This window comes from Rhodococcus sp. NFXS4 (assembly GCF_058139645.1).
Map to the genome: position 1 here is coordinate 1,436,710 of NZ_CP192221.1, position 19,910 is coordinate 1,456,619.

The following is a 19,910-nucleotide window of genomic DNA, read 5'->3' on the forward strand; positions in this document are numbered from 1 at the left end:
TCAGGAGCGCGGTTCCCAGCGGAAGTGGGTCCGGGCGATCAGGACGCTGCCCGCGATCCAGGCGAGCATGACGAGAGCCGGCTGACCAGCCTCCGCGAACGTCGACGCGAAGCCCATCGAGTCGGCGCCACCGGTGGCATCACCCACCGAGGTGGTGCCGAACCACCCGAGGTTCAGGAGATCGCTGACCGCGGCCATCGGTGTCAGAGCCACCACGTCGGCGAGGGACTCGGGTACCACGTCGCGCAGGAGTGACGATCCGAGCATCGCCAGCAGGATGACGGGCAGGCTGGTGATCTGTGCTGCTTCCGCGTTGCGGGTGAAGGCGGACGTGATGAGGGCCAGTGCGGCGAAGAGCGCCGCACCACCGACCAGTGCCGCCGCGATGAGCAGGACGTTGACGGGAGTGCCGCCGCCGAGGACCACCACGACCACGCCGACGATCACTCCGAGGAGGAGGGTCAGGAGGAACGACGGTACCGCGGGTCCGAGAAGGATCTGTGCGTCCGTGCTCTCCCCGGTGCGGAGACGTTTGAGCACCAACTCGTCTCGACGCGTCGCGTAGACCGACAGGAGGTTGTAGTAGACCAGGAACACCAGCAGGAACAGGGCGAAGATCTCCAGCGCGGCCGACACGCCGGCGTCGGTGAGCCCACCGTCTCGACCCGCGACGACCAGAAGGACGATCGGCAGGACGAGGGGCATGACCAGAGCGTTGAAGAGAAGGACGCGGTTGCGTCCGAGGAGCGTGAATTCCGCTCGGGACAGTGCGGTCATCGTACTCATGCCGTGATCACCTCGGGGTCGTCGAATGTGTCTGCGATGGAAAGGAACACGGTCTCGAGGGACGCGGCTCGCGCGTCGAGACCGTGCAGGGTGACGCCGCTGTCGCGGGCCCACACGAGCAGCTCGGTCAGCGTCTCCTGTACCGAGTTCGTCGTGATCGACACCGTGTCGCCCTTCCGGTCGACGTCGGCTCCCGGGAGTTGCGGCAGTGCGGTCCGCGGGTCCTTCAGCTCGATGCGCGCCGGGTGACCGGCGACCACGTCGTCGACCGTTCCGCTGCGAACGACGCTGCCGCGGTGCATGATCGCCAACCGATCGCACAGCGATTCCGCCTCGTCGAGATAGTGCGTGGTGAGCATGATGGTCACCCCGGAGTTCTTGAGCTCCTGAATGAGCTGCCACGTGTTGCGCCGACTCTCGGGATCGAGTCCGGTGGTCGGTTCGTCCAGGAACAGGACTCGCGGTCGGCTGATGATCGCGCAGGCGAGATCGAGACGACGCTGCTCGCCGCCCGACAGGAACTTCACTCGGGTGTCCGCACGGGCTTCGAGATCGACGCGCGCCAGGACGTCGTCGACAGGCAGTGGATCGCTGCACGTGCCGGCCCACATCCGCAGGCTCTCGGCCGCGGTCAGGTCCTGCGGTAGTCCACCCTTCTGCAGCATGATGCCCAGGGCGGGCCGGACCTTTCTCCGATCCGCCACGGGGTCGAGTCCCAGGATGCGGACCGTGCCCTCGCTGGGGCGCGACAGACCCTGGACGACTTCCAGAGTCGACGTCTTGCCGGCGCCGTTGGTGCCGAGCAGTCCGAACAGTTCGCCCTCCGCGATGTCGAGGTCGAGGTTGCGGACCGCGTCGTACGCTGTCTTGCCGGAGCCGTAGCGGCGGGTCATTCCCGACACCTCGATGACGGTCATGACGCTCGCCCCCAGTGCCGACGCCCGACGGCGACGCGGACGGCGAGGAACGCGGCGACGACGGCAGCCGCTGCCACGGTCGGCACCGAGACTCCGACGATCGCGATCAGCACCGCGATGAGGGCCACCGAGATGACGGCCACCACCAGTTCGCGGGCCGGGGTCGGCGCGGGTCCGATCTCCATGAGGTCGGTGAAGAGGTTTCCTTCGTCTGGTTGCTTCATGAGAACAATTCTTCGGATCGTGCGGTAGGACCGGCAGTGCCAGGATGCATCGGTCGAGATGACACCGTCACGGTCGAGCGATGACAAACGTCATGAACCGGACGGCCGAGTAGCGTGTCGACCATGAACGGATGGTTCGTCGTCGCGCTGCTCGGGGTGCTCGGTCTGGCGGCGATCGTTCTCGGCGGCGCCGACGATTCACCGGGACTCCAGTTTCTCGGTCTGATCCTCGTCGTCAGCGCGGTCGTGACGGCGGTTCGTCGTCGCCGTACCTTCTGATCGCACTCTCCCCTCGATTCTCGTCGCGTGTTCATGGTGGCACTTGTTGAACGTGTTCAACCTCGCTACGGTCGTTGTTGAACACGTTCAAGGCGGGAGTCCGACAATGGTGCGAGACACGGCGACGCGGGAGCGGTTGGTGGAGGTGGCGCTTCGACTCTTCCGAGAGGACGGGTTCCAGGCGACCACGATGCGGCGCATCGCGACCGAGGCGGGCGTCTCGCTGGGCAATGCCTACTACTACTTCGCCGGCAAGGACGAGTTGGTCCACGAGCTGTATCTCGTCGTCCAACGCGAGCATCGGACCCGCGCGATACCTCTGCTCCGTGACGGCGCCTCGCTGGCGGACAACCTCTCGGCGGTGCTGCACGCCGGTCTTGACGTGATGCACCCTTACCGAAGCTTCGGCGGCTCGTTCCTCCAGTCGGCGCTTCCCCTGCAGTCGACCTCCAGTCCCTTCTCGCCCGAATCGTCCGCCGCGCGAGACATGGCCGTGGACCTCATGCGACTGACACTGCAGAAGTCCAAGCAGCGCGGACCGGCATCGCTGGAGAGTCGTCTCCCCACGTTGCTGTGGGTCGCGTACCTGGGTGTGACCCTGCACTGGGTCACGGACGGATCCGACGACCAACGCCGCACCCGCGCGCTCGTCGACGGTCTCGTTCCCGTCGTCACGAAGACGATCAGCCTGTCCCGACTGCCGGTCGCGCGAGGACTGCTCGGCGACATCGTCGGGCTGGTGGACACCATGACATCCGAGAAGGGAAGCGGGCGATGACGAGAGACGTACGGACCGTCGTGATCTGTGGAGCGACGGGATACATCGGGCAGTACCTCGCGAGGGCGTATCGGGACCGGGGAATCGACGTGAGATCCGTGGGCCGCGGCGCCGTCAACGACGCGTCGTGGTCGGACCGTGACCGGTTGACCCGTGTCCTCGACGGAGCCGACATGGTGATCAATCTGGCGGGCCGTTCGGTGAGCTGCCGCTACACCAAGAGTACCGCCGACGTCATCTTCTCCTCGCGGGTGGAGACGACGGCCGCACTGGGCCAGGCCCTCTCGCGCGTGGACCGCGCTCCGGACGTGTGGTTCAACGCCAGCACCGGAACCATCTACCGCGATGCTCGTGACCGGCCGATGACGGAGCGGGACGGGGACGTGGGGACGGGTTTCTCCGTCGAGGTGGCCCGCGCGTGGGAGCGCGAACTGTTCGACGCGCCCACCGGCGTCCGCAAGATCGCTCTGCGCATGGCGATCGTCCTGGGTGCCGGTGGCGGCGCCGTCAACCCCCTCATCGATCTGGCGCGGCTCGGACTCGGCGGCCGGATGGGTGACGGCACACAGATGTTCAGCTGGATCCACGTCGCGGACGTGCTCCGGTCCATCGACCATCTGTACGCGCGCGAGGACATCGCGGGACCGGTGAACCTCGCGACACCGTTCGCCGTGGACAACGCCACCATGATGCGCGAGGTCCGACGTCACCTGGGACGGTCACGAGGTGTCGCGACCCCCGCATGGTTGCTGCACGCCGGCGCCGCTGTCATCCGCACCGAACCGGAACTGGTCCTGAAGAGTCGGTGGGTGGATCCCGAGGTGTTGCGGCGCAGTGATTTCGAGTTCGAGTATCCGCGCCTGGGTCCGGCGTTGGAGCAGATCGCTCGCCACACGTCCCGCGGTCTGCTGCCGGTCGCCCTGGGCTGACGCGACGTCGTACGCGCCGTTTCCGCCGACGGTCCGCGGGTAGCCGACACCGACGCGATCCGTGCGACGAAGGAGCAGCGATGACGACCGTGACGGACCTATTGGCCACCCATCCCCTCGATGGTGATCGTGCACTGGTGGCGGCCTGTGTGGAGGCGTGTCTCGACTGTTCGACGGCGTGCACCGTCTGTGCCGACGCCTGCCTCGCCGAGGATTCCGTCGCGCGACTCAGGTCGTGCATTCGACTCGATCAGGACTGCGCCGACCTGTGTGCCGCGACCGCCCGGATCATCACGCGGAGCGGTGCCCGGTCCGAGACGGCACGCGCCGCGCTGATCGCCTGTGCGTCCGCGTGCGACGACTGTGCCGACGAGTGCGCCCGGCATGCGGGGATGCACGAGCACTGCGCCGCGTGTGCGGACGCATGTCGGCGATGTGCGCGGGCGTGCCGCGACCTGCTGGCCGCGCCGGGCACACCGATGTGAGGAGCCGGCGAGGAACAAGCACATCGGGTTTCGGTCACCTCCGGTGTTCGGTGACGCGGTCGGGCACGGGTACCGCGGTCGGACCGACCGAAACTCCCTGATCGAGGATCTGACGGCGTGTTTCGACGCGACGATCGCGGGAACACGGGCGCCGCAGCACCACCGTCGGGTGGGGCTCGGTTGTCCGGTGACCCGTGGAGGAACTCAGTGTCCGATCTTCAGCCGTTCTACGACGACGTCCAAGCTCACTACGACCTCTCGGACGAGTTCTTCAGGCTCTTCCTCGATCCGACGCAGACCTACAGCTGTGCGTACTTCGAGCGCAAGGACATGACACTCGAGGAAGCGCAGCTCGCGAAGATCGACCTGTCGCTGTCCAAGTGCGACCTCCGTCCGGGCATGCGTCTGCTCGACGTCGGCTGCGGGTGGGGCGCGACGCTTCGGCGAGCGGTGGAGAAGTACGACGTGAACGTCGTCGGTCTGACCCTGAGCAGGAACCAGTACGAGCACGTGTCGGCGATGCTGAACGGGCTCGACACGGGACGCACCACCGAGGTGCGGCTGCAGGGGTGGGAGGAGTTCGACGAGCCGGTCGATCGCATCGTCAGCATCGGCGCCTTCGAGCACTTCACCGCGCCCCGCTACGACGACTTCTTCACCCGCGCCTACTCGATCCTGCCCGGGGACGGCCGGATGATGCTGCACACCATCGTGCAACTCGGCCGCGACATGTTCCGGCAGAAGTCGCGCGTGACGCGGGCGGACATGGACTTCGCCGACTTCATCGGCCGCGAGATCTTTCCCGGCGGCGAGCTCCCGATCCCGCAGGTGGTGATCGAGAAGGGCGAGCGAGCCGGCTTCCGCGTGGAGAAGGTCCAGTCGCTGCAACAGCACTACGCTCGAACGCTCGATCTGTGGTCGGCCGCGCTGGAGGCGAGGAAGGACGAAGCTGTCGCCATCGCCGGCGAGGCGATGTACCAGACCTACATGCGGTACCTGCCCGGGTGCGCCGACTTCTTCCGGCGCGAACTGATCGACGTCCGCCAGTTCACGATGGTGAAGTAGACGCCGTCGCCTGGTCGGGGGCGTCGATCTCCGCGATCACGACGCCGATGTCGTCGGCGCTGTAGGGAAGTCCGAGGACTTCCGTCAGAGCGGCAGCTGCCCGGCTCGCGACGAGATCGCCGGCCTCCTGGAGATCCGTGCCGTAGGCGGCGATCACCGTCACCAGACCGCCCGTGCACCGGTGACCCTCGGTGTAGAGCGAGATGTCGGCGGGCTCTGTGCCCGCCACCTCGGCGACGGCGCTGCGGACGGCGATGCGGACGACGACGTCACTGACCCGAAGGGTGTCCGCGTCGACGTCCACTCCCTGGACGACGCCCTCGTCGGGGTAGCGGGCGTCGAGGGGCCACGTCCGGACCCCGACGGCTCGCACGCGTGAGAGGGCGGCGGCGCTGATGTCCACCCACCCGTGCACGGGCGCGTCGCGCAGCGCGCTCGCGGCTCGACGGAGCGTCGAATCCGTCTGCGGCGGTGTCGAATCAGGCTGACCCGACGTCATCTCCACGTCTCCAATCGTGTCTCGAGTGTGGCGCGTGCACGCGTGAGGTGGCCGCGGACGGCGCCGGGGGAGAGGGCCATGACCGTGCCGATCTCGGTGTGCTTCATGCCCTCGACCTCACGGAGCAACCAGCAGGCCCGCTGGCGATACGGTAGCTCAGCGAGGGCATCGTCCAACGCGGACAGGAAGTCGGCGTCGGACACGGTGCGCGACGGGTCGTCCCTCGGGTCCTGGCTCGGCCTCTCGAACACCCAGTCCTCGACGGGCGCGATGCTGCGGCGCCGCCGATGATCCGTCACCTTGTGGGAGACGACGCTGAACAACCAGGTGCGCAGCGACGAGTCGGAACGGAAGTGGCGCAGTCCGCGCCAGGCGTCCACCAACGCGTCCTGGACGATGTCCTCGGCAGCGCCTCGGTCGGACAGGAGGTGGGTCGCGTAGCGCAGCATGTCCGGTCCGAGTCGGCGCACGATCTCCTCGAACGCGCGTCGGTCGCCCATGCCCGCGGCGGCGGCGAGGGCGCGATCGCCGAGCTCGCGGTGGTCGGCGGCGAACGTCGGACGAGTGGACGTGTCGCGGTCCGCCGACGGTGCTGCGATGGACGGGAGGCTGACATCACCGGCCACGTCGGGACTGCCGGGATCGGGCGCGATCGACGGACGACTGAGCACTGTTCCCCCCGAACCGCCGTCGGAGTGACCCACCCCGAAGATTGATGAAGCAATTACTTTCCCCGACGTCACTGTTCCCGCCCGGGATCACGCGCAAACCAATGTGATGCGCATCCCTTGATTCTCGACGTGCGTTTTCGTGGTGAGGACCCGACTCAATGACTGTGATGAGCCGTCACAGTCCAGAGAGAGGACCTGAAGTGAACGCCCCGCAGACCGCGACAGGAAACGCCGTGAGGACGTCCGTCGCATCGACCGTCGACCACAGTGACGACCGAACCGACCGCAGAGATCGCGGCCGCACAGTCGTCGCGGATGCCGTGGTCGCCACCGTCGCCGGCATCGCCGCACGAGAGGTACCGGGCCTCCACGCCCTGGAACCGGCCGGTTCTCGTGCGCTCGACGTACTCCGGTCCGCAGTGGGCGTCGACGGGGCGAGGCACACACAGGGGGTGTCGGTCGAGGTGGACGACCGCACCGCAGTCGTCTCGCTCGATCTGGTGGCGGACTACGGAATATCCATCGCCGACGTCGCAGCGGACGTCCGCCGCAACGTCTCCAGTGCGGTGACGGCACTGACCGGACTCACCTGCAGCCGCGTCGACGTCGTCGTGCACGACGTGCAGGTCGGTGGCCACCGCACGGCCGCCTGACCACAGTCTCGTCCGACCACACACACCGACTCGCACTCCGCGGGCCGGTCGAAGAGAGGAACCATGATGACCACGATCGAGAAACGCACCGACGAGGTGCGCGCATGAGCGCCCGTCGGAGCCTGTCCAGCCGACTCTTCGAGGGCCTGGGCCGCGTGACGTGGGGCTATGCCAAGCGCAAGATCGACGAGCGCCGCACCCGACGAGGAGGACGACGATGACCAAGTTCACCGTCTACATCGCCGAGGCCATCGGCACCGCCGTTCTCGTGATCGGAGGTGTGGGCACCGCCGTCCTGGCGGGCGACGACGTCGGCACCACCGGAATCGCGCTCGCCTTCGGCCTGACACTGCTCGCGATGGTGTTCGTGCTCGGACCCGTGTCCGGTTGCCACATCAATCCGGCGGTCACGCTCGCGTTCCTCGTCACGGGCCGCATGACGGCCGCCCGCGCCGCCGGATACGCCGCCGCACAGGTGATCGGCGGACTCGTCGGCGCCCTGGTGGTCTACGCCATGGCGACGGGTCGACCCGGATACGACCGGACGGTCGACGGTCTCGGCGCCAACGGATACGGCGACGCCTCGGCAGGAAACTACTCGCTTCTCGCCGTCGCGATCGTGGAGATCGTGGCAACGGCAGTTCTCGTGCTGGTCGTACTCGGCGTGACAGGGCCGCATTCCGTTGCGGCAGCCGGGGTTCCGATCGGACTGACGCTCGCGTTCGTGCATCTGCTCGCCATCGGGGTCGACTCGACGTCGGTCAACCCGGCGCGCTCCATCGGGCCTGCGCTGATCGCCGGCGGAAGCGCACTCTCGCAACTGTGGGTGTTCCTGGTCTTCCCGTTGATCGGTGGACTGGTCGGTGCACTCGCCTACAAGGCCGTGCGGCCCGCCGAGGCGGTCGCCGCGCACTGACTCTCGTGTGCGACGAGCCCGTTGCTCGCCGGGTGCACCCGGGGCATGATGCGACGGTCGGTCGTGCGGGCCGTCGCACATGGGGGTGGGTCATGAACACGGTTCGTCGTACGCCAGGTCTGCGCGCGATCCTGGACGACTATCGATGCTGGCGCGCGATCGGGCCGGGCGGACTCCCCGACAATCCGGTCGGCTGGGTGGTCATGACCGCTCTACGCCCCCTCTGTCGAGAGACCATTCGACTGCGCGACAACGATATCCGGGCCGCTGTCGGTGCGCTCGAGTTGCCGGACCGCGGCAGTCGACCCGTCATGGCACCGTTCCCGATCCCGCACCGGCAGGTGGTGTCCGACGGCGATCCCGTCAGTGTCCGGTCGTTGCAGGATCACTTGACGATCCTGAGCTCCACCGACGGATGGCACAGCGCGCGTAGCCATCTGGAACGTCGAGGCGACGCGCTCCACGTCGATCACCCGCGCAGCGCCGCCGCTCGGCGCGCTCGCGGAGAGATCGCCCACGTGCACGACGCGCAGGGGTCGATGCACGTGGTCGCCGATCCGCGGGACGTCGCCGAGATCGTCTCGCGTGGCTGGGGAGAGCGGCATCCGCTGGCCGGGCGTTCCCTCGTGGGACTGCCGGACAGCTATCTCTACCTCTACGCACCTCGGAACGAGGCAGAGCAGCAGCAGCTGCGGCGCATCGTGGACCGAGCGATCCTCTCTGCTGGAACGTGATCGGTTCGCGGGGTCACGGGCCGTGCGGTGTCCAGACTTCGACGACACCGGCGCTCGCGGGCGGCACTCGCACCTAGTCTGAGCGCCATGAGATTCGACGAGTATCGGGCCCACGACGCGACCGGGCTCGCCCAGCTGGTCGCGTCCGGCGACGTGACGGCCGCGGAGTTGGTCGAGGTCGCGATCATGCGAGCGCGCGAGGTGGATCCCACCCTGAACGCCCTCGTGCAGTGGCAGGAGGATGCCGCGCGAGTGCGGGCGGCGGGCGCCTTGTCCGGTTTGATGGCGGGAGTGCCGTTCCTGCTCAAGGATCTCTTCCAGGCTCAGGCCGGGATCGTCGAGACGTCGGGGTCACGCTCGGGGGCGTCGTCCAGGCCCCGGGTCACGGACACCGTGGTGCAACGGTGGCTCGACGCTGGGGTCATCGTCCTGGGCCGCACGGCCGTACCCGAATTCGGCGCCAAGGGAGTCACCGAGCCGCAGGCGCACGGTGCGACCCGCAACCCGTGGGATCCCGCTCGCACACCGGGTGGCTCCTCCGGTGGTTCGGCCGCCGCGGTGGCGTCGGGCATCGTGCCCGTCGCCGGCGCCAGTGACGGCGGCGGCTCCATCCGCATCCCCGCGGCGTACTGCGGCCTGTTCGGACTCAAGCCTGGCCGGGCAGTCGTCCCTGCCGGGCCCCGCGCCGGGGAGATGCTCTTCGGGAGCGCCGTCACCGGTGTGCTCACCCGCTCCGTGCGCGACTCGGCCGCGTTCCTCGACATCGTGCGCGGCGCGGACGACGACGCGCCCTTCGAGTTCGCGGCCCCGTCGACGCCCCATGTGGAGGCACTCGGCCGGCCGGGTCCTCGGCTTCGGATCGGGGTCGCGGCGCGATCGGCGCTGAACGACGCACCCCACCCGGACGTCCTCGCCGCGCTCGACCGCGCCCGCGACCTGCTCGTCGAACTGGGCCACACCGTCGAGGAGGTCGCCTCGCCGTTCGACGAGGAGCAGCTGGCCAGAGACTTCCTCGTGCCGTGGTTCGTCCACCTCGCCGCCGAGGTGTCGTCCGCGTCGGCCACGGCGCGGCCCACCACGACGGAGTTCGAACTCGACACGCTGGTCCTCGCCGAGATCGGGCGCGCCACGAGAGCGGTGGATCACGATGCGGCGCTGGCACGCTGGCAGGACCACGTCCGCGCCATCGCTGCATTCCACCGCCGCTTCGATCTGCTCATGACACCCACGACGGCGGGTCCCGCGCCGCTGATCGGCGCCTTCGACACCCCGTTCCTCGAGAGGGTGGGCGCCCGGCTCGCGCTCGCGCTGCGACTCGGACCGATTCTCGGACGGCTCGGCGCGGTGCAGGACGCGGTGATGCGCAGCCTGTCCGCTGTCCCGTACACGCAATCGGCCAATCTGACCGGGCGGCCGGCGATGAGTGTTCCGCTCTCGGCGACAGTCGACGGTCTGCCAGTCGGCGTGCACTTCCTGGCGCCACCGGGTGGGGAGACTCGGCTGCTGGTGCTCGCCGCGGAGCTCGAGGTGGCGCGGCCGTGGTTCGACAGGATCCCCGCGGACGTGGTCAGTGAGCGAGTCGGATGACGCCGTCGACGATCTCCACCTGCGCGGTGGTGAGCGGTACGGCGCGTCCGACGGCGGCCACCACTGCGGAGTAGGGCGGGAAACCGAAGATCACTCCCTTGGGCCCGGACACCATGGACCCGTCGGTCACGTCGAATTCCGCCCTGTGCCAGGGGCACTGGAGGCAGCCGTTCTCGGTCACCCGCCCGCGCCCGAGCTTGGCGAGTTGGTGTCGGCACGTGTTCCCAACGGCGAACGGTGTCCCGTCGGGCCGGATGCCGACCGCGAGCACCCCGTGGTCGTCGGTGCGCACCTCGGCCACGCCCCTCTCGTCCAGATCGGCGACACGCACGAGGTCTCGCCCGCGTGCCCGGATCGGCTGATCGTGGAGCACGGGTGGGAGCACGCTGCGCGGTCGCGGGGCGGGGGCGCGGTCGTCGGCCATGGGCGGGGGTTACCCGGACGGCGGCCGACTACGCGTCGTCGGTACCGGGCCTCGGGACGTCGGTCTCCCAACGCGCGCGGCGTTCGTCGTCGGACTGTTCCCACCACGGCGTGCCGCGTTCGCCGAGAGCGACCTTGGCGGCCTGTACACCGGCGCGGGACTCCGCGGCGCCGCCGGTCCGGCGGACGTCGCGTCGCCACGCCATCAGGATCGACCGCAGTTCGGCGCCGCGCTCCTCGGGAATGTCGGGATCGGTGGCGCGCCACTTCCGCCCGTCGATCACGATGTGGTGGCCGTCCTCGGTGTACTCCCGGCCGTCCGTCATGACATCGATGCTAGCGACGACTCCGGGATGTCCCGTCGGGTTCCGGCCCGGGGACGCATCGTGACGACAGTGATGGCCACGAAGGTCAGCGCCAGACCGATCGCGGTGAGGGCGGTGAACGGCTCGCCGAAGAGCAGGGCGCCCCACACGGTGGTGACGGGCGGTACGAGGAACATCAGAGCGTTCACCCTCGTCACCCCCACCCGGTCGAGCAGATACCAGTACAGCCCGTACCCGCCGAACGTCGCGAACACCACCAGTCCCGCCGTCGCCGCCCAGAAGTCGAGTGTCGTCGGCGGTACCGCGGTGCCCGTCGCGACCGCGCCGGCGGTGAAGACGACGGCCGATGTGGCGCAGTGGATTCCGAGGGCGCTGACGGGTGCCGGTCGCTGGGCGCGACGGTCGACGAAGGTCGCGGCGACCAGAGACATCATTCCCACCAGCGGAACGAGGTAGGCCCACGCCGGGGTGGTCGCGGTGGTCGCCGTGGCGTCCGCAACGGTGGCGAGCGCGACGCCGAAAGCACCGATCAGGAGCCCGATCCATTGTCGGCCCGAGGCCGCCGCGCCCAGCAGGGGGCCCGCCAGCGCTGCCGCGACGAGTGGCTGCACTCCGTCGACGAGGGCCGTGGTGCCGGTGGAGACCCCGAGGCCGATGGCCCAGTACACGGTGAGGAGGTAGCCGGACTGCGACAGAAAGCCCACGATCACCTGCCGCCGCAGGTCCGGGCCTCGAACTCGGCGAGACCCGAGGAGCCACGTCGGTGCGAGCAGCAGGGCGAGGGGGAGGAACCGCCACATCAGGACGGTGGTGACGGCAGCGTCCTCACCGCTGATCTTCGCGCCGATGAAACCGGACGACCAGCAGAGTACGAACGCCGCGCCCGCCAGTACCGACCCGACGGCAGTGCGTCGATCCACAGGTATACCGATCTGTCTACTCATGACAGCAGACTACACAGATCGGTATAGTTCGAAACATGACATCCGAGGTCGCCTGGACGCCGAAGGCGCGTGCCGTGCTGGCCGCGGCCGACGAGCTGTTCTACGAGCAGGGCATTCACGCGGTCGGCGTCGACACGATCGCGGCGCGAGCCGGCGTCACGAAGAAGACGTTGTACGACCGCTTCGAGTCCAAGGAACGGCTCGTCGTGGAGTACCTGCGGGAACGAGACCGTCAGTGGCGCAAGTTCCTCGCCGTCCGGCTGGGTGCCGTCTCCGCCGACGAGGCCGGCGATCGGATCGATGCGGTGCTCGTCGCCTCGGCCGAGTGGACGGCGCAGCGAAGTGGTAAGGGATGCAGCATGGTCAACGCGCACGCGGAGATCAGCGACCCCGCCCACCCGGCCTATCCGGTGATCATCGGGCAGAAGCGCTGGATGGCCGATCTGTTCGTCGACATCCTCGCGGCCGCAGGAGTGCCCGACCCGGCGGGGACGGCCGACCTGCTGATGCTCGTGCACGAGGGCGCGCTGGTGTGCGCGGGAATGGGAGTGGTCGAGCGGCCCTTCGACCGTGCGCGTGCTGCCGCGCGTCTACTCCTCGAGCCCACCGGCCGGTGACCACCCGAGCGCCGGCCCGAGCGTCGTCGCCATGTCGGTGAGAATCTGCACGTAGTCGTCGTGGTCGAAGCTGAAAGGCAGAGCGAACGCCACCTCGTCGATCTCCCGGAAGGCTGCGCGCGCCTGCAACTGCTCCACGAGCTGCTCGGTGGTGCCCACCAGATCGGGAGCGAACAGCAGGCGGGCCGGGCCGACCGGTGACAGGGTGCGGCCCAGACGGGCATCGGCGTACTCCTGGTAGCGGGCACGCTGGCTCGGTGTGGCCGAGTCGGTCGGAATCACCACCAAGCCCTGCGAGACCCGAGCACCGTTCCCCGCCGAGTGTGCCGAGCGGAACGCCTCGATGTGTGAGAGCTGGATGCGGTCGAAGTCGTCGTCCTCCTCGGCCTTCACGACGCTGCTCGTCAGGAAGTTCATACCGTTCGCGCCGGCCCAGCGAGCCGACCCGAGCGACGCTCCGCCGTACCACATCCGGGACGCAAGACCGGGCGAATGAGGCTGTGCGCGTGAGGAATGCACCTCGATGCCGTCCATCCCCTCGAAGTCCGTCAGACGATCGCCTCGGATCGCGGCGAGGAGCCGCTCGACCCGGGCGTAGCTGAAGTCCTCCCGATCGGCGGTGTCGGGGTACAGCGCATCCCTGAGCCGGTCGAAGTTCATCGGCGGGCCCACGCTGACCCCGGGATTCAGGCGCCCGCCGGACAGGATGTCGACGGTGGCGAGGTCCTCGGCCAGCCGCACCGGGTTCTCCCACCCCAGCGGAGTCACGGCGGTGCCGAACTCGATCCGCGAGGTCCGCTGCGATGCGGCGGCCAGCACGGCGACGGGGGAGGAGATGCCGTATTGCAGGTGGCGATGCCGCAACCAGGCGCTGTCGAAGCCGAGACGTTCGCCCAGCTCGATGATCGCGAGTGTCGACTCGTGCCCGGCCGCGGGGTCGTCCCCGTCGAACAGTCCGATCGTGAGAAAACCCATCCTGCGCAGCGGTCTCGGGTGCATGGGTCCATGATCCCCCGTGAGCCTTTCGCGCATCCCCGAGTACGCAAACCGCGCACGGGGGCGAAGCCCTATGATCACGCGATGACCGATCACGATCATGTTGCCGCTCGCCGAGAGATCACGTCCGCCCTACTGGCGGCCTTCGAACGTCGTCACGAGGTGCTCGACGTCATCGTCGAGGCCGAGACCCGGCCCGACGCCGTGGAGGCGATCGCCACCCTGCTCGGCACGTCACGGTTGGGCGGCGAGGCCGTCATGGGCATGTCGTTCGCCAGCCTCACCAAGGACGCCCGCCGGAGCAACGCCGCCGAGCTCGAGGACCTGGACAGTCGCCTGAACTTCACGTTGGCCGAGCGTCCCGCCAGCGCGGGAGAGACCCTGGTGCTGGAAGCGTTCTCGGACGACGACCGCGACCTGTTCGCCGCCCGCCTCGCGGACGTCGGTTCCGCGGGTGACGGATCCGGCGGAGCGGCCGGTGATCTGGACACCGAGCTGGCTGCGGCACGGGACCGCCTCGACTCCGAGCAGGCCGCGTGGTTCGTCGCACGCGAGGGCGCGGAGAAGGTGGGCATCGTCTTCGGCGAGCTCGCCGGTGGCGACATCGACCTTCGGGTGTGGATCCACCCCGGACACCGGAAGAAGGGCTACGGCACTGCGGCGCTGCGGAAGTCGCGCGCCGAGATGGCGGCGGTGTTCCCGGGGGTGCCCATGATCGTGCGCACCCCCGGGGTCCAGCCGTCCTGACACTTCTCGTGAGAGGCGATCAGGCCCGGTACTTCTCGACGTACCGGGTCATCGTCTCGAGCTGGTAGCGGGAGACGTCGTGGGCGTTCTCGTTCTCGGCGAACACACTCGACACCATGACGGTGTCGTTGTCGTAGAACCCGAGTGAGCCCAGGCCGCCGAAGAACTGGTCCCAGTCGACGTCCCCGTCGCCGATCTTCAGATGCTGGTGCACCCGCACCGCGTTGCCGGGCGGATTGGTGATGTACCGCAACCCGTGCGAGCGGTGATGATCCATCGTGTCCGCCACGTGCACAAGACGCACCATGTCCCCGGCGGCGGCCATGATCGCCGGCAGGTCACCACCCATGTGGAACTGGTGGCACGCCACGATCACCATGCCGATGTTCGGGGAGTTGATCCCGCGGATGGTGCGGATCGCGGCGAGCCCGTCCTCGACGAAATCGTCCGGATGCGGATCGATCAGGACGTCGAGCCCCTCGCGCTCGATGATGGGGACCAGTTCCTCCATCGACCGGTAGAACGCCCGCTCGGACTCCTCCGGCTTCTCCGGTCGACCGGAGAACTCGGTGTTCATCGTCGACACCCCGAGGTCGACGGTGATCTGGATGGCCCGCTTCCAGTAGCGCACGGCCGCCTCGCGGGCGTCCTCGTCGGGACCGGACCACCGCAGCACCGGCAACACCGACGCGATCCCGACGCCGGCGTCCGAGCACGCCTTGCGGAACTTCGCGACCAACCCGTCATCGGCCTTGGGATGGTTGAAGAACGGGATCATGTCCACGTGCGGCGTCAGCTGCAACCACTCGTACCCCAGATCGGCCACCACGGCGGGCAGCTCGAGCAGCGAATGCGAATGATGAAACGGCGTCGGATCGAGCGCGATCTTCATCTCAGGCTCCGACGATGGACGAGCGCTGCACCATCTCGACGGCGACCGGGGCACCGGACTCGAGCGACTTCACGCCGGCCTCGCACACCGCGGCTGCAGCGTATCCGTCCCACGCTCCGGGGCCGTCGACGTAGTTGCCCGTCTCGGCGCCGGCCTTCACCGCGTCGACCCAGCGCTGGATCTCGGTGTCGTAGGCCTGGCCGAAGCGCTGCACGAAGCCGGGAGTGATGGTGCCGCCCCAGGTTCCGGGAGCGGACTTGCGGACGAGGCCGACGTCGAGACCGATCATCGCGCTGCCGTGCTCGGCCACGACCTCGGTGCGCACCTCGTAGGCGACGCCGGTGGTGACGAACACCTCGGCGTCGACGTGTCGACCGGACTCCGTGGTGAAGATGGCGATCTGCGGATCCCGCAGGCCCTGCGGTGCCGACGGATTGGCCGACGGGCTGATGATCTGCACCGACGTGATCTCCTCGTCGAGGAGGAAGCGCGTGACGTCCACCTCGTGCACCAGCGAGTCGCGCACGATCATCGCGCTGTCGAAGTGCGGCGGCACGGCGGGGTTGCGGTGTGCGCAGTGCACCACCAGCGGACGGCCGAGCTCGCCGGAATCGATGAGTGCCTTGAGCTGGTCGTACTCGGTGTCGAAGCGGCGCATGAATCCGACCTGGATGAGTTTCTTGCCCAGTGCGGCCTCGGCTTCCACGACGGCGAGGGACGTGGCCACATCGGTGGTCAGCGGCTTCTCGCACATGACGGGCTTGCCGTGCTCGAGACACGCGAGAAGCTGCTTCTCGTGGGTCGGGCCGGGAGTGGCCAGGACGACGGCGTCGACCTCGGGGTCGGCGATCGCGTCGAGGGGATCTTCGACGACGCGGCAGCCGGGGATGGTCGCGGCGAGTTCGTGGGCCTTCGCGCTGACGTAGTCGTTGATCACGGCGACGCGGGCGCCGGTGATCTTCGAGGTGATGCGGGCGACGTGATCGGCACCCATCATGCCGACACCCAGGACCGCGATGCGGAGTTCGGTGGTCATCGTGTCAATCCGTTTCTGTAGGTGCGAAAGTGTGGTCAGGCGAACGTGACGGCGGGAATGCCGCAGGAGCCCAGGTACTTCCGGGTGCGCTGCGCGATCGGCAGGGGAGCGTCGACGGCGCACGGGTACATGTCCTGCTCGACGATCGCGAAGATGTCCGCGGTGAGCTTGCCGTCGTCCGCGAGGCGCTCGATGGTCTTCAGGAGCGGGGGCATGTCCGGGATGCCGAGCGGCGGTTCCGTCATGGCGCCGAGCTTGACGGCCTCGCCGAACGGCAGATCCTCCGCTGCGACCCTGGCGCGGACCTCCTCGTTCACCTGCTTGAGGTGGAGGTACCCGATGCGCTCGGGTGCCCGCTCGATGATCGCGATGTTGTCACCGCCGCAGTAGCTGATGTGGCCGGTGTCGAGGCACAGGTTCACGAACTCGCTCGAGGTGCCGTCGAGGAAGCGGTACACGTTCTCCTCGGTGTCGACGTGGCTGTCGGCGTGCGGGTGGTACTGCGCCTTGACGCCGTACTGCTCGAACATGCGCTTACCGAGCTCGTTCATGCCCTCGGTCTTCTTGCGCCACTGGTCCGCCGTGAGGTCGCGGTCCTCGAGCACCGCGCCGGTGGAGGGGTCACGCCACATCTCGGGGATGACGACGACGTGCTTGCCGCCGGCGGCGGCGGTCAGCTTGGCGACGTCCTCGATCTGAGTCCACACCGCGTCCCACGCGTCGTCCTGGTGCAGGTGTTCGAACACCGTGCCCGCCGACAGCTTGAGACCCCGAGAGCCCAACTCCGACAGCAGCTTCTGCGGATCAGTGGGCAGGTAGCCGTACGGGCCCAGTTCGATCCACTCGTAGCCCGACGCCGACACCTCGTCGAGGAAGCGGCCGTACGGGGTCTGCTGAGGATCCTCGGGGAACCACACTCCCCAGGAGTCGGGGGCGGATCCGACGCGAATCGTGCTCATGTCTCGGGGGTTCCTCTCGAAGAATGTCCGGCGCTCATGCTGTGGCACTAACGCGCTTAAGTAACGCGCTTAAGCTACTATGAGGTGGATCACGCTTCCGTGTCAAGCCCCGTCCCAGAGGAGTGCCGGTGTCCACGCCGCCCCGCAGCCGCAAGACGACGATGAGTGACGTCGCCGCTCTGGCGGGAGTGTCCCGGACCCTGGTGTCGTTCGTCCTCAGTGGCAAACCGGGTGCGAGTGACGACACTCGCGACCGTGTCCTCGCCGCTGCGCGCGAACTCGACTATCGACCCGACAACGCTGCGCGACTCCTCGCGCGCGGGCGGAGCAGGACGTTGGGGGTCGTGATCGACGTGCGACAGCCGTTCCAGGCCGATCTCGTGACCCACATCTATCCCGTGGCCGAGGCGGCCGGGTACGAGGTGTTGCTGTCCGCGAGTGCGCCCGGCCGGGACGAGACGAAGGCGATCGAGGCGCTGCTCAGCCATCGCTGCGAAGGCGTGATCCTGCTCGGTCCGTCGTCCTCACCCGAGTACGTCGCGCATCTCGAGGAGCGGGCCGTGGTGGTCATGATCGGACGGGCCCTGCCCGCCACCGACTTCGACATCGTGCGCAGCGCCGACGACCACGGAGTGCGTCAGGCGGTCGACCACCTCGTCGGTCTCGGGCACGTGGACATCCACCACGTCGACGGTGGTACCGACTCCGGTGCGACCGAGCGTCGCGCCGCCTTCCGTGCCGCGATGGACGAGCGCGGTCTTCCCGCCGTGGTGTGGCCGGGTGCGCACACCGAGGAGGCGGGCAGTGCCGCCGGAACGCGCATGGTCGCCGAGCGGCGGGTGCCCACCGCGGTGATGGCCGGCAACGATCTGTGCGCGGTGGGACTGATGGACGCGTTCCACCGTGCCGGAATCGCTGTGCCCGATGATGTCTCGGTAGTGGGATACGACGACAGCGAGCTGGCGCACCTCTCGCGCATCGATCTCACGACCGTCCGGCAGGACGCCGAGGGTCTGGCCGCGACGGCGGTGCGGTTCGCCATCGCCCGCCTCGAGGACGAGAGCCTCGCGCCCGCCGAGCTGGTGGTCGAGCCGTCACTCGTCGTGCGCGGGAGTACCGGGCCCGTGCGCACGGTCGCGCGTCAGACGGCCCGGCGCACCTGACGCCGTTCGCGGGCGGTCAACCCGCCCCACACTCCGTACGGTTCGGCGGACTCGAGAGCCACTTCGCCGCACCGAGCGATCACCGGGCAGTGTGCGCACAGCCTCTTCGCGATCTCCTCGCGTTCGCGGGCAGCTCGTCGTCCCTCTCCGGCGGGGGAGAAGAACAGGTCGCTGCGCTCGCCGCGGCACACCGCGGCGAGACGCCACTGCCCGGAGTCGGTGGAGCTCGTCTCGACGGAGATCGTCATGACACACGATGCTGTCGCAGTGAGAGGGGTCGGCACAGGGTTCGACTCGAGCAGATCGCACTGGCGCAGCGCACCCTCGTTTCGACGCGGCCCTCGTCGGTCACCCTCTCGGGATGCAGACGTTCCTCCCCGACCCCGGCTTCGCCCGCAGCGCACAGTTGCTCGACGACAAGCGGCTCGGGAAGCAACGCGTCGAGACCTTCCAGATCCTGCGCGCCCTGGTATGGCCCTCCTACGGGTGGAAGAACCACCCGGCGGTGGTGATGTGGCGGGGATTCACCCCGGCGCTCGTGGCCTACGGGATCGCGACCTGCCGGGAGTGGGCGGCCCGCGGGCGGGCGGAGGCCCTGGAGGCACGGCTCCTCGACTACAGCGACGGGCGTGCGTGGACGTACGACGAGTTGCGCGACGACGGCCGACTGCCGCCCTGGCTCGGTGACGACTCGGTGCACGCGAGCCATCGTCGCGCCCTGGCCGCGAAGGCGCCGCAGGCGTACCCGGCCGACTGGGCGGGGGAGATCGGGTACGTCTGGCCCGGATCCCTCTTCCCGCGCTGGCCCCTGACGGTCGGCGACACCACGCCCAGTGCCGTGGTGTCCTCGATGATCGGGATGGGCGCGCCCGCAGAGCTGTTCGACCCGGGTACGGAGGAGTGGTCCGCCCTGCGGGCCCTGCACCGTGGCCGATCCGCGCAGGTGCGGACGACGAGCCCCCGTCTGCTGACGGTCGCTGCAGCGCTGGTGCGGCCGGGCCGCACGGCTCTCCTGCTGGACACCGACCCGCTCGCTCCCGACCTCCCGCTGCCCGAACCGTCCGCCGAGCCGGGCGGCACGGTGTCGGCGTCCGTCGCGCGCGAGCCGACCCCCGAGGACGTCGAGGCGATGCGGGCCGAGGGCCGCGATCCCGGGCGTCTGCGCGTGTTCCGCCGTGGGGCGACCGTGCGCGATGCCGGGGAGTACGCGCTGGTGGTCACGTCCGGTGCCGCGGTGCCGGGCGAGCTCGCGGCTGTTCCGTCGCTCCGTCTGACGACGTGAGG

Annotated in this window: 26 protein-coding genes; 13 read left to right on the forward strand and 13 right to left on the reverse strand. The window is 68.8% G+C overall.

The window, feature by feature from the left end:
• The 3 genes from J4E04_RS06675 to J4E04_RS06685 are packed head-to-tail and all read right to left on the reverse strand — an operon-like array spanning position 1 to position 1,927.
• The gene (locus J4E04_RS06675) at positions 1 to 786 is read right to left on the reverse strand and encodes an ABC transporter permease (protein WP_490150228.1); all 786 of its coding nucleotides are present in this window, start codon (positions 784 to 786) and stop codon (positions 1 to 3) included.
• Entirely contained in the window at positions 783 to 1,703 is a 921-nt protein-coding gene (locus J4E04_RS06680; RefSeq protein WP_222629972.1) for an ABC transporter ATP-binding protein, read from the reverse strand. The genes J4E04_RS06675 and J4E04_RS06680 overlap by 4 nt, the downstream gene beginning before the upstream one ends.
• Complete coding sequence (locus J4E04_RS06685; protein WP_056448660.1) at positions 1,700 to 1,927, reverse strand: hypothetical protein; 228 nt, start codon at positions 1,925 to 1,927, stop codon at positions 1,700 to 1,702. The genes J4E04_RS06680 and J4E04_RS06685 overlap by 4 nt, the downstream gene beginning before the upstream one ends.
• A gap of 123 nt (positions 1,928 to 2,050) precedes the next feature.
• On the opposite strand from J4E04_RS06685, the gene J4E04_RS06690 reads away from it, so the two are divergent.
• The 5 genes from J4E04_RS06690 (at position 2,051) to J4E04_RS06710 (ending at position 5,463) form a co-directional block, all read left to right on the forward strand.
• Positions 2,051 to 2,206 carry a hypothetical protein gene (locus tag J4E04_RS06690; protein ID WP_222631400.1) on the forward strand — a complete coding sequence of 52 codons (156 nt, stop codon included), beginning with the start codon at positions 2,051 to 2,053 and terminating at the stop codon, positions 2,204 to 2,206.
• Between the two features lie 106 nt (positions 2,207 to 2,312).
• Positions 2,313 to 2,984, forward strand: coding sequence for a TetR/AcrR family transcriptional regulator (locus J4E04_RS06695; protein ID WP_222629975.1), 672 nt, complete (start codon positions 2,313 to 2,315; stop codon positions 2,982 to 2,984).
• Complete coding sequence (locus tag J4E04_RS06700; RefSeq protein ID WP_056448653.1) at positions 2,981 to 3,913, forward strand: TIGR01777 family oxidoreductase; 933 nt, start codon at positions 2,981 to 2,983, stop codon at positions 3,911 to 3,913. The genes J4E04_RS06695 and J4E04_RS06700 overlap by 4 nt, the downstream gene beginning before the upstream one ends.
• 80 nt (positions 3,914 to 3,993) lie before the next feature.
• Complete coding sequence (locus J4E04_RS06705) at positions 3,994 to 4,398, forward strand: four-helix bundle copper-binding protein (RefSeq protein WP_027505583.1); 405 nt, start codon at positions 3,994 to 3,996, stop codon at positions 4,396 to 4,398.
• A gap of 207 nt (positions 4,399 to 4,605) precedes the next feature.
• Complete coding sequence (locus J4E04_RS06710; RefSeq protein WP_490150229.1) at positions 4,606 to 5,463, forward strand: cyclopropane mycolic acid synthase family methyltransferase; 858 nt, start codon at positions 4,606 to 4,608, stop codon at positions 5,461 to 5,463.
• On the opposite strand, the gene J4E04_RS06715 is transcribed toward J4E04_RS06710, so the two are convergent.
• Positions 5,447 to 5,968: a hypothetical protein gene (locus J4E04_RS06715; protein WP_490150230.1), complete on the reverse strand. Its 522-nt coding sequence runs from the start codon at positions 5,966 to 5,968 to the stop codon at positions 5,447 to 5,449. The genes J4E04_RS06710 and J4E04_RS06715 overlap by 17 nt on opposite strands.
• Positions 5,959 to 6,633 carry an RNA polymerase sigma factor gene (locus tag J4E04_RS06720; RefSeq protein ID WP_231476307.1) on the reverse strand — a complete coding sequence of 225 codons (675 nt, stop codon included), beginning with the start codon at positions 6,631 to 6,633 and terminating at the stop codon, positions 5,959 to 5,961. The genes J4E04_RS06715 and J4E04_RS06720 overlap by 10 nt, the downstream gene beginning before the upstream one ends.
• 233 nt (positions 6,634 to 6,866) lie before the next feature.
• Here J4E04_RS06720 and J4E04_RS06725 point away from each other — a divergent pair, with 233 nt between their 5' ends.
• The 4 genes from J4E04_RS06725 to J4E04_RS06740 all read left to right on the forward strand — a co-directional run bounded on the left by J4E04_RS06725 (position 6,867) and on the right by J4E04_RS06740 (position 10,523).
• A complete protein-coding gene (locus J4E04_RS06725; protein ID WP_222630003.1) occupies positions 6,867 to 7,286 on the forward strand; it encodes an Asp23/Gls24 family envelope stress response protein in 420 nt (139 codons plus the stop codon).
• A 217-nt stretch (positions 7,287 to 7,503) separates the two neighbouring features.
• Entirely contained in the window at positions 7,504 to 8,202 is a 699-nt protein-coding gene (locus tag J4E04_RS06730) for an aquaporin (RefSeq protein ID WP_285185764.1), read from the forward strand.
• Between the two features lie 92 nt (positions 8,203 to 8,294).
• Positions 8,295 to 8,936, forward strand: a complete 642-nt coding sequence (locus tag J4E04_RS06735; protein WP_490150231.1) for a luciferase domain-containing protein — start codon at positions 8,295 to 8,297, stop codon at positions 8,934 to 8,936.
• Positions 8,937 to 9,023: 87 nt separating this feature from the next.
• Entirely contained in the window at positions 9,024 to 10,523 is a 1,500-nt protein-coding gene (locus tag J4E04_RS06740; RefSeq protein WP_490150232.1) for an amidase, read from the forward strand.
• On the opposite strand, the gene J4E04_RS06745 is transcribed toward J4E04_RS06740, so the two are convergent.
• From J4E04_RS06745 to J4E04_RS06755, 3 genes are read right to left on the reverse strand one after another with little or no spacing between them, the layout of a single operon-like run.
• Entirely contained in the window at positions 10,504 to 10,947 is a 444-nt protein-coding gene (locus J4E04_RS06745) for a Rieske (2Fe-2S) protein (protein ID WP_222647467.1), read from the reverse strand. The genes J4E04_RS06740 and J4E04_RS06745 overlap by 20 nt on opposite strands.
• Positions 10,948 to 10,975: 28 nt before the next feature.
• Entirely contained in the window at positions 10,976 to 11,272 is a 297-nt protein-coding gene (locus tag J4E04_RS06750; protein WP_027505588.1) for a hypothetical protein, read from the reverse strand.
• Entirely contained in the window at positions 11,269 to 12,216 is a 948-nt protein-coding gene (locus tag J4E04_RS06755) for a DMT family transporter (RefSeq protein ID WP_490150233.1), read from the reverse strand. Before J4E04_RS06755 ends, J4E04_RS06750 begins: the two co-directional genes overlap by 4 nt.
• Before the next feature lie 35 nt (positions 12,217 to 12,251).
• On the opposite strand from J4E04_RS06755, the gene J4E04_RS06760 reads away from it, so the two are divergent.
• A complete protein-coding gene (locus tag J4E04_RS06760; RefSeq protein ID WP_490150234.1) occupies positions 12,252 to 12,833 on the forward strand; it encodes a TetR/AcrR family transcriptional regulator in 582 nt (193 codons plus the stop codon).
• Here J4E04_RS06760 and J4E04_RS06765 read toward each other — a convergent pair.
• On the reverse strand, positions 12,807 to 13,832 hold the full coding sequence (locus tag J4E04_RS06765) for an LLM class flavin-dependent oxidoreductase (protein ID WP_056448617.1): 1,026 nt from the start codon (positions 13,830 to 13,832) through the stop codon (positions 12,807 to 12,809). The two genes, J4E04_RS06760 and J4E04_RS06765, sit on opposite strands and share 27 nt — an antisense overlap.
• 81 nt (positions 13,833 to 13,913) lie before the next feature.
• Between J4E04_RS06765 and J4E04_RS06770 the strand changes: the two genes are divergently transcribed.
• The gene (locus J4E04_RS06770; protein ID WP_027505591.1) at positions 13,914 to 14,576 is read left to right on the forward strand and encodes a GNAT family N-acetyltransferase; all 663 of its coding nucleotides are present in this window, start codon (positions 13,914 to 13,916) and stop codon (positions 14,574 to 14,576) included.
• A gap of 19 nt (positions 14,577 to 14,595) precedes the next feature.
• On the opposite strand, the gene J4E04_RS06775 is transcribed toward J4E04_RS06770, so the two are convergent.
• Genes J4E04_RS06775 through J4E04_RS06785 form a run of 3 tightly spaced genes read right to left on the reverse strand, consistent with a single transcriptional unit; the run spans position 14,596 to position 17,463 of the window.
• Entirely contained in the window at positions 14,596 to 15,468 is an 873-nt protein-coding gene (locus tag J4E04_RS06775) for a sugar phosphate isomerase/epimerase family protein (RefSeq protein WP_056448610.1), read from the reverse strand.
• Between the two features lies 1 nt (position 15,469).
• Positions 15,470 to 16,504, reverse strand: a complete 1,035-nt coding sequence (locus J4E04_RS06780; RefSeq protein ID WP_027505593.1) for a Gfo/Idh/MocA family protein — start codon at positions 16,502 to 16,504, stop codon at positions 15,470 to 15,472.
• Positions 16,505 to 16,539: 35 nt separating this feature from the next.
• The gene (locus J4E04_RS06785) at positions 16,540 to 17,463 is read right to left on the reverse strand and encodes a sugar phosphate isomerase/epimerase family protein (protein ID WP_027505594.1); all 924 of its coding nucleotides are present in this window, start codon (positions 17,461 to 17,463) and stop codon (positions 16,540 to 16,542) included.
• Between the two features lie 161 nt (positions 17,464 to 17,624).
• Between J4E04_RS06785 and J4E04_RS06790 the strand changes: the two genes are divergently transcribed.
• A complete protein-coding gene (locus J4E04_RS06790; protein ID WP_037185774.1) occupies positions 17,625 to 18,626 on the forward strand; it encodes a LacI family DNA-binding transcriptional regulator in 1,002 nt (333 codons plus the stop codon).
• Here J4E04_RS06790 and J4E04_RS06795 read toward each other — a convergent pair.
• On the reverse strand, positions 18,605 to 18,874 hold the full coding sequence (locus tag J4E04_RS06795) for a WhiB family transcriptional regulator (protein WP_490150235.1): 270 nt from the start codon (positions 18,872 to 18,874) through the stop codon (positions 18,605 to 18,607). The genes J4E04_RS06790 and J4E04_RS06795 overlap by 22 nt on opposite strands.
• Positions 18,875 to 18,987: 113 nt before the next feature.
• Between J4E04_RS06795 and J4E04_RS06800 the strand changes: the two genes are divergently transcribed.
• On the forward strand, positions 18,988 to 19,908 hold the full coding sequence (locus tag J4E04_RS06800) for an MSMEG_6728 family protein (protein WP_490150236.1): 921 nt from the start codon (positions 18,988 to 18,990) through the stop codon (positions 19,906 to 19,908).
• Positions 19,909 to 19,910 lie beyond the last annotated feature (2 nt).

Bases quoted from the DNA above. Each gene is read 5' to 3' on its own strand.
- J4E04_RS06675 (WP_490150228.1), bottom strand. From the start codon at position 786: ATGAGTACGATGACCGCACTGTCCCGAGCGGAATTCACGCTCCTCGGA.
- J4E04_RS06680 (WP_222629972.1), bottom strand. From the start codon at position 1,703: ATGACCGTCATCGAGGTGTCGGGAATGACCCGCCGCTACGGCTCCGGC.
- J4E04_RS06685 (WP_056448660.1), bottom strand. From the start codon at position 1,927: ATGAAGCAACCAGACGAAGGAAACCTCTTCACCGACCTCATGGAGATC.
- J4E04_RS06690 (WP_222631400.1), top strand. From the start codon at position 2,051: ATGAACGGATGGTTCGTCGTCGCGCTGCTCGGGGTGCTCGGTCTGGCG.
- J4E04_RS06695 (WP_222629975.1), top strand. From the start codon at position 2,313: ATGGTGCGAGACACGGCGACGCGGGAGCGGTTGGTGGAGGTGGCGCTT.
- J4E04_RS06700 (WP_056448653.1), top strand. From the start codon at position 2,981: ATGACGAGAGACGTACGGACCGTCGTGATCTGTGGAGCGACGGGATAC.
- J4E04_RS06705 (WP_027505583.1), top strand. From the start codon at position 3,994: ATGACGACCGTGACGGACCTATTGGCCACCCATCCCCTCGATGGTGAT.
- J4E04_RS06730 (WP_285185764.1), top strand. From the start codon at position 7,504: ATGACCAAGTTCACCGTCTACATCGCCGAGGCCATCGGCACCGCCGTT.
- J4E04_RS06735 (WP_490150231.1), top strand. From the start codon at position 8,295: ATGAACACGGTTCGTCGTACGCCAGGTCTGCGCGCGATCCTGGACGAC.
- J4E04_RS06740 (WP_490150232.1), top strand. From the start codon at position 9,024: ATGAGATTCGACGAGTATCGGGCCCACGACGCGACCGGGCTCGCCCAG.
- J4E04_RS06745 (WP_222647467.1), bottom strand. From the start codon at position 10,947: ATGGCCGACGACCGCGCCCCCGCCCCGCGACCGCGCAGCGTGCTCCCA.
- J4E04_RS06750 (WP_027505588.1), bottom strand. From the start codon at position 11,272: ATGACGGACGGCCGGGAGTACACCGAGGACGGCCACCACATCGTGATC.
- J4E04_RS06755 (WP_490150233.1), bottom strand. From the start codon at position 12,216: ATGAGTAGACAGATCGGTATACCTGTGGATCGACGCACTGCCGTCGGG.
- J4E04_RS06760 (WP_490150234.1), top strand. From the start codon at position 12,252: ATGACATCCGAGGTCGCCTGGACGCCGAAGGCGCGTGCCGTGCTGGCC.
- J4E04_RS06765 (WP_056448617.1), bottom strand. From the start codon at position 13,832: ATGCACCCGAGACCGCTGCGCAGGATGGGTTTTCTCACGATCGGACTG.
- J4E04_RS06770 (WP_027505591.1), top strand. From the start codon at position 13,914: ATGACCGATCACGATCATGTTGCCGCTCGCCGAGAGATCACGTCCGCC.
- J4E04_RS06775 (WP_056448610.1), bottom strand. From the start codon at position 15,468: ATGAAGATCGCGCTCGATCCGACGCCGTTTCATCATTCGCATTCGCTG.
- J4E04_RS06780 (WP_027505593.1), bottom strand. From the start codon at position 16,504: ATGACCACCGAACTCCGCATCGCGGTCCTGGGTGTCGGCATGATGGGT.
- J4E04_RS06785 (WP_027505594.1), bottom strand. From the start codon at position 17,463: ATGAGCACGATTCGCGTCGGATCCGCCCCCGACTCCTGGGGAGTGTGG.
- J4E04_RS06790 (WP_037185774.1), top strand. From the start codon at position 17,625: ATGAGTGACGTCGCCGCTCTGGCGGGAGTGTCCCGGACCCTGGTGTCG.
- J4E04_RS06795 (WP_490150235.1), bottom strand. From the start codon at position 18,874: ATGACGATCTCCGTCGAGACGAGCTCCACCGACTCCGGGCAGTGGCGT.
- J4E04_RS06800 (WP_490150236.1), top strand. From the start codon at position 18,988: ATGCAGACGTTCCTCCCCGACCCCGGCTTCGCCCGCAGCGCACAGTTG.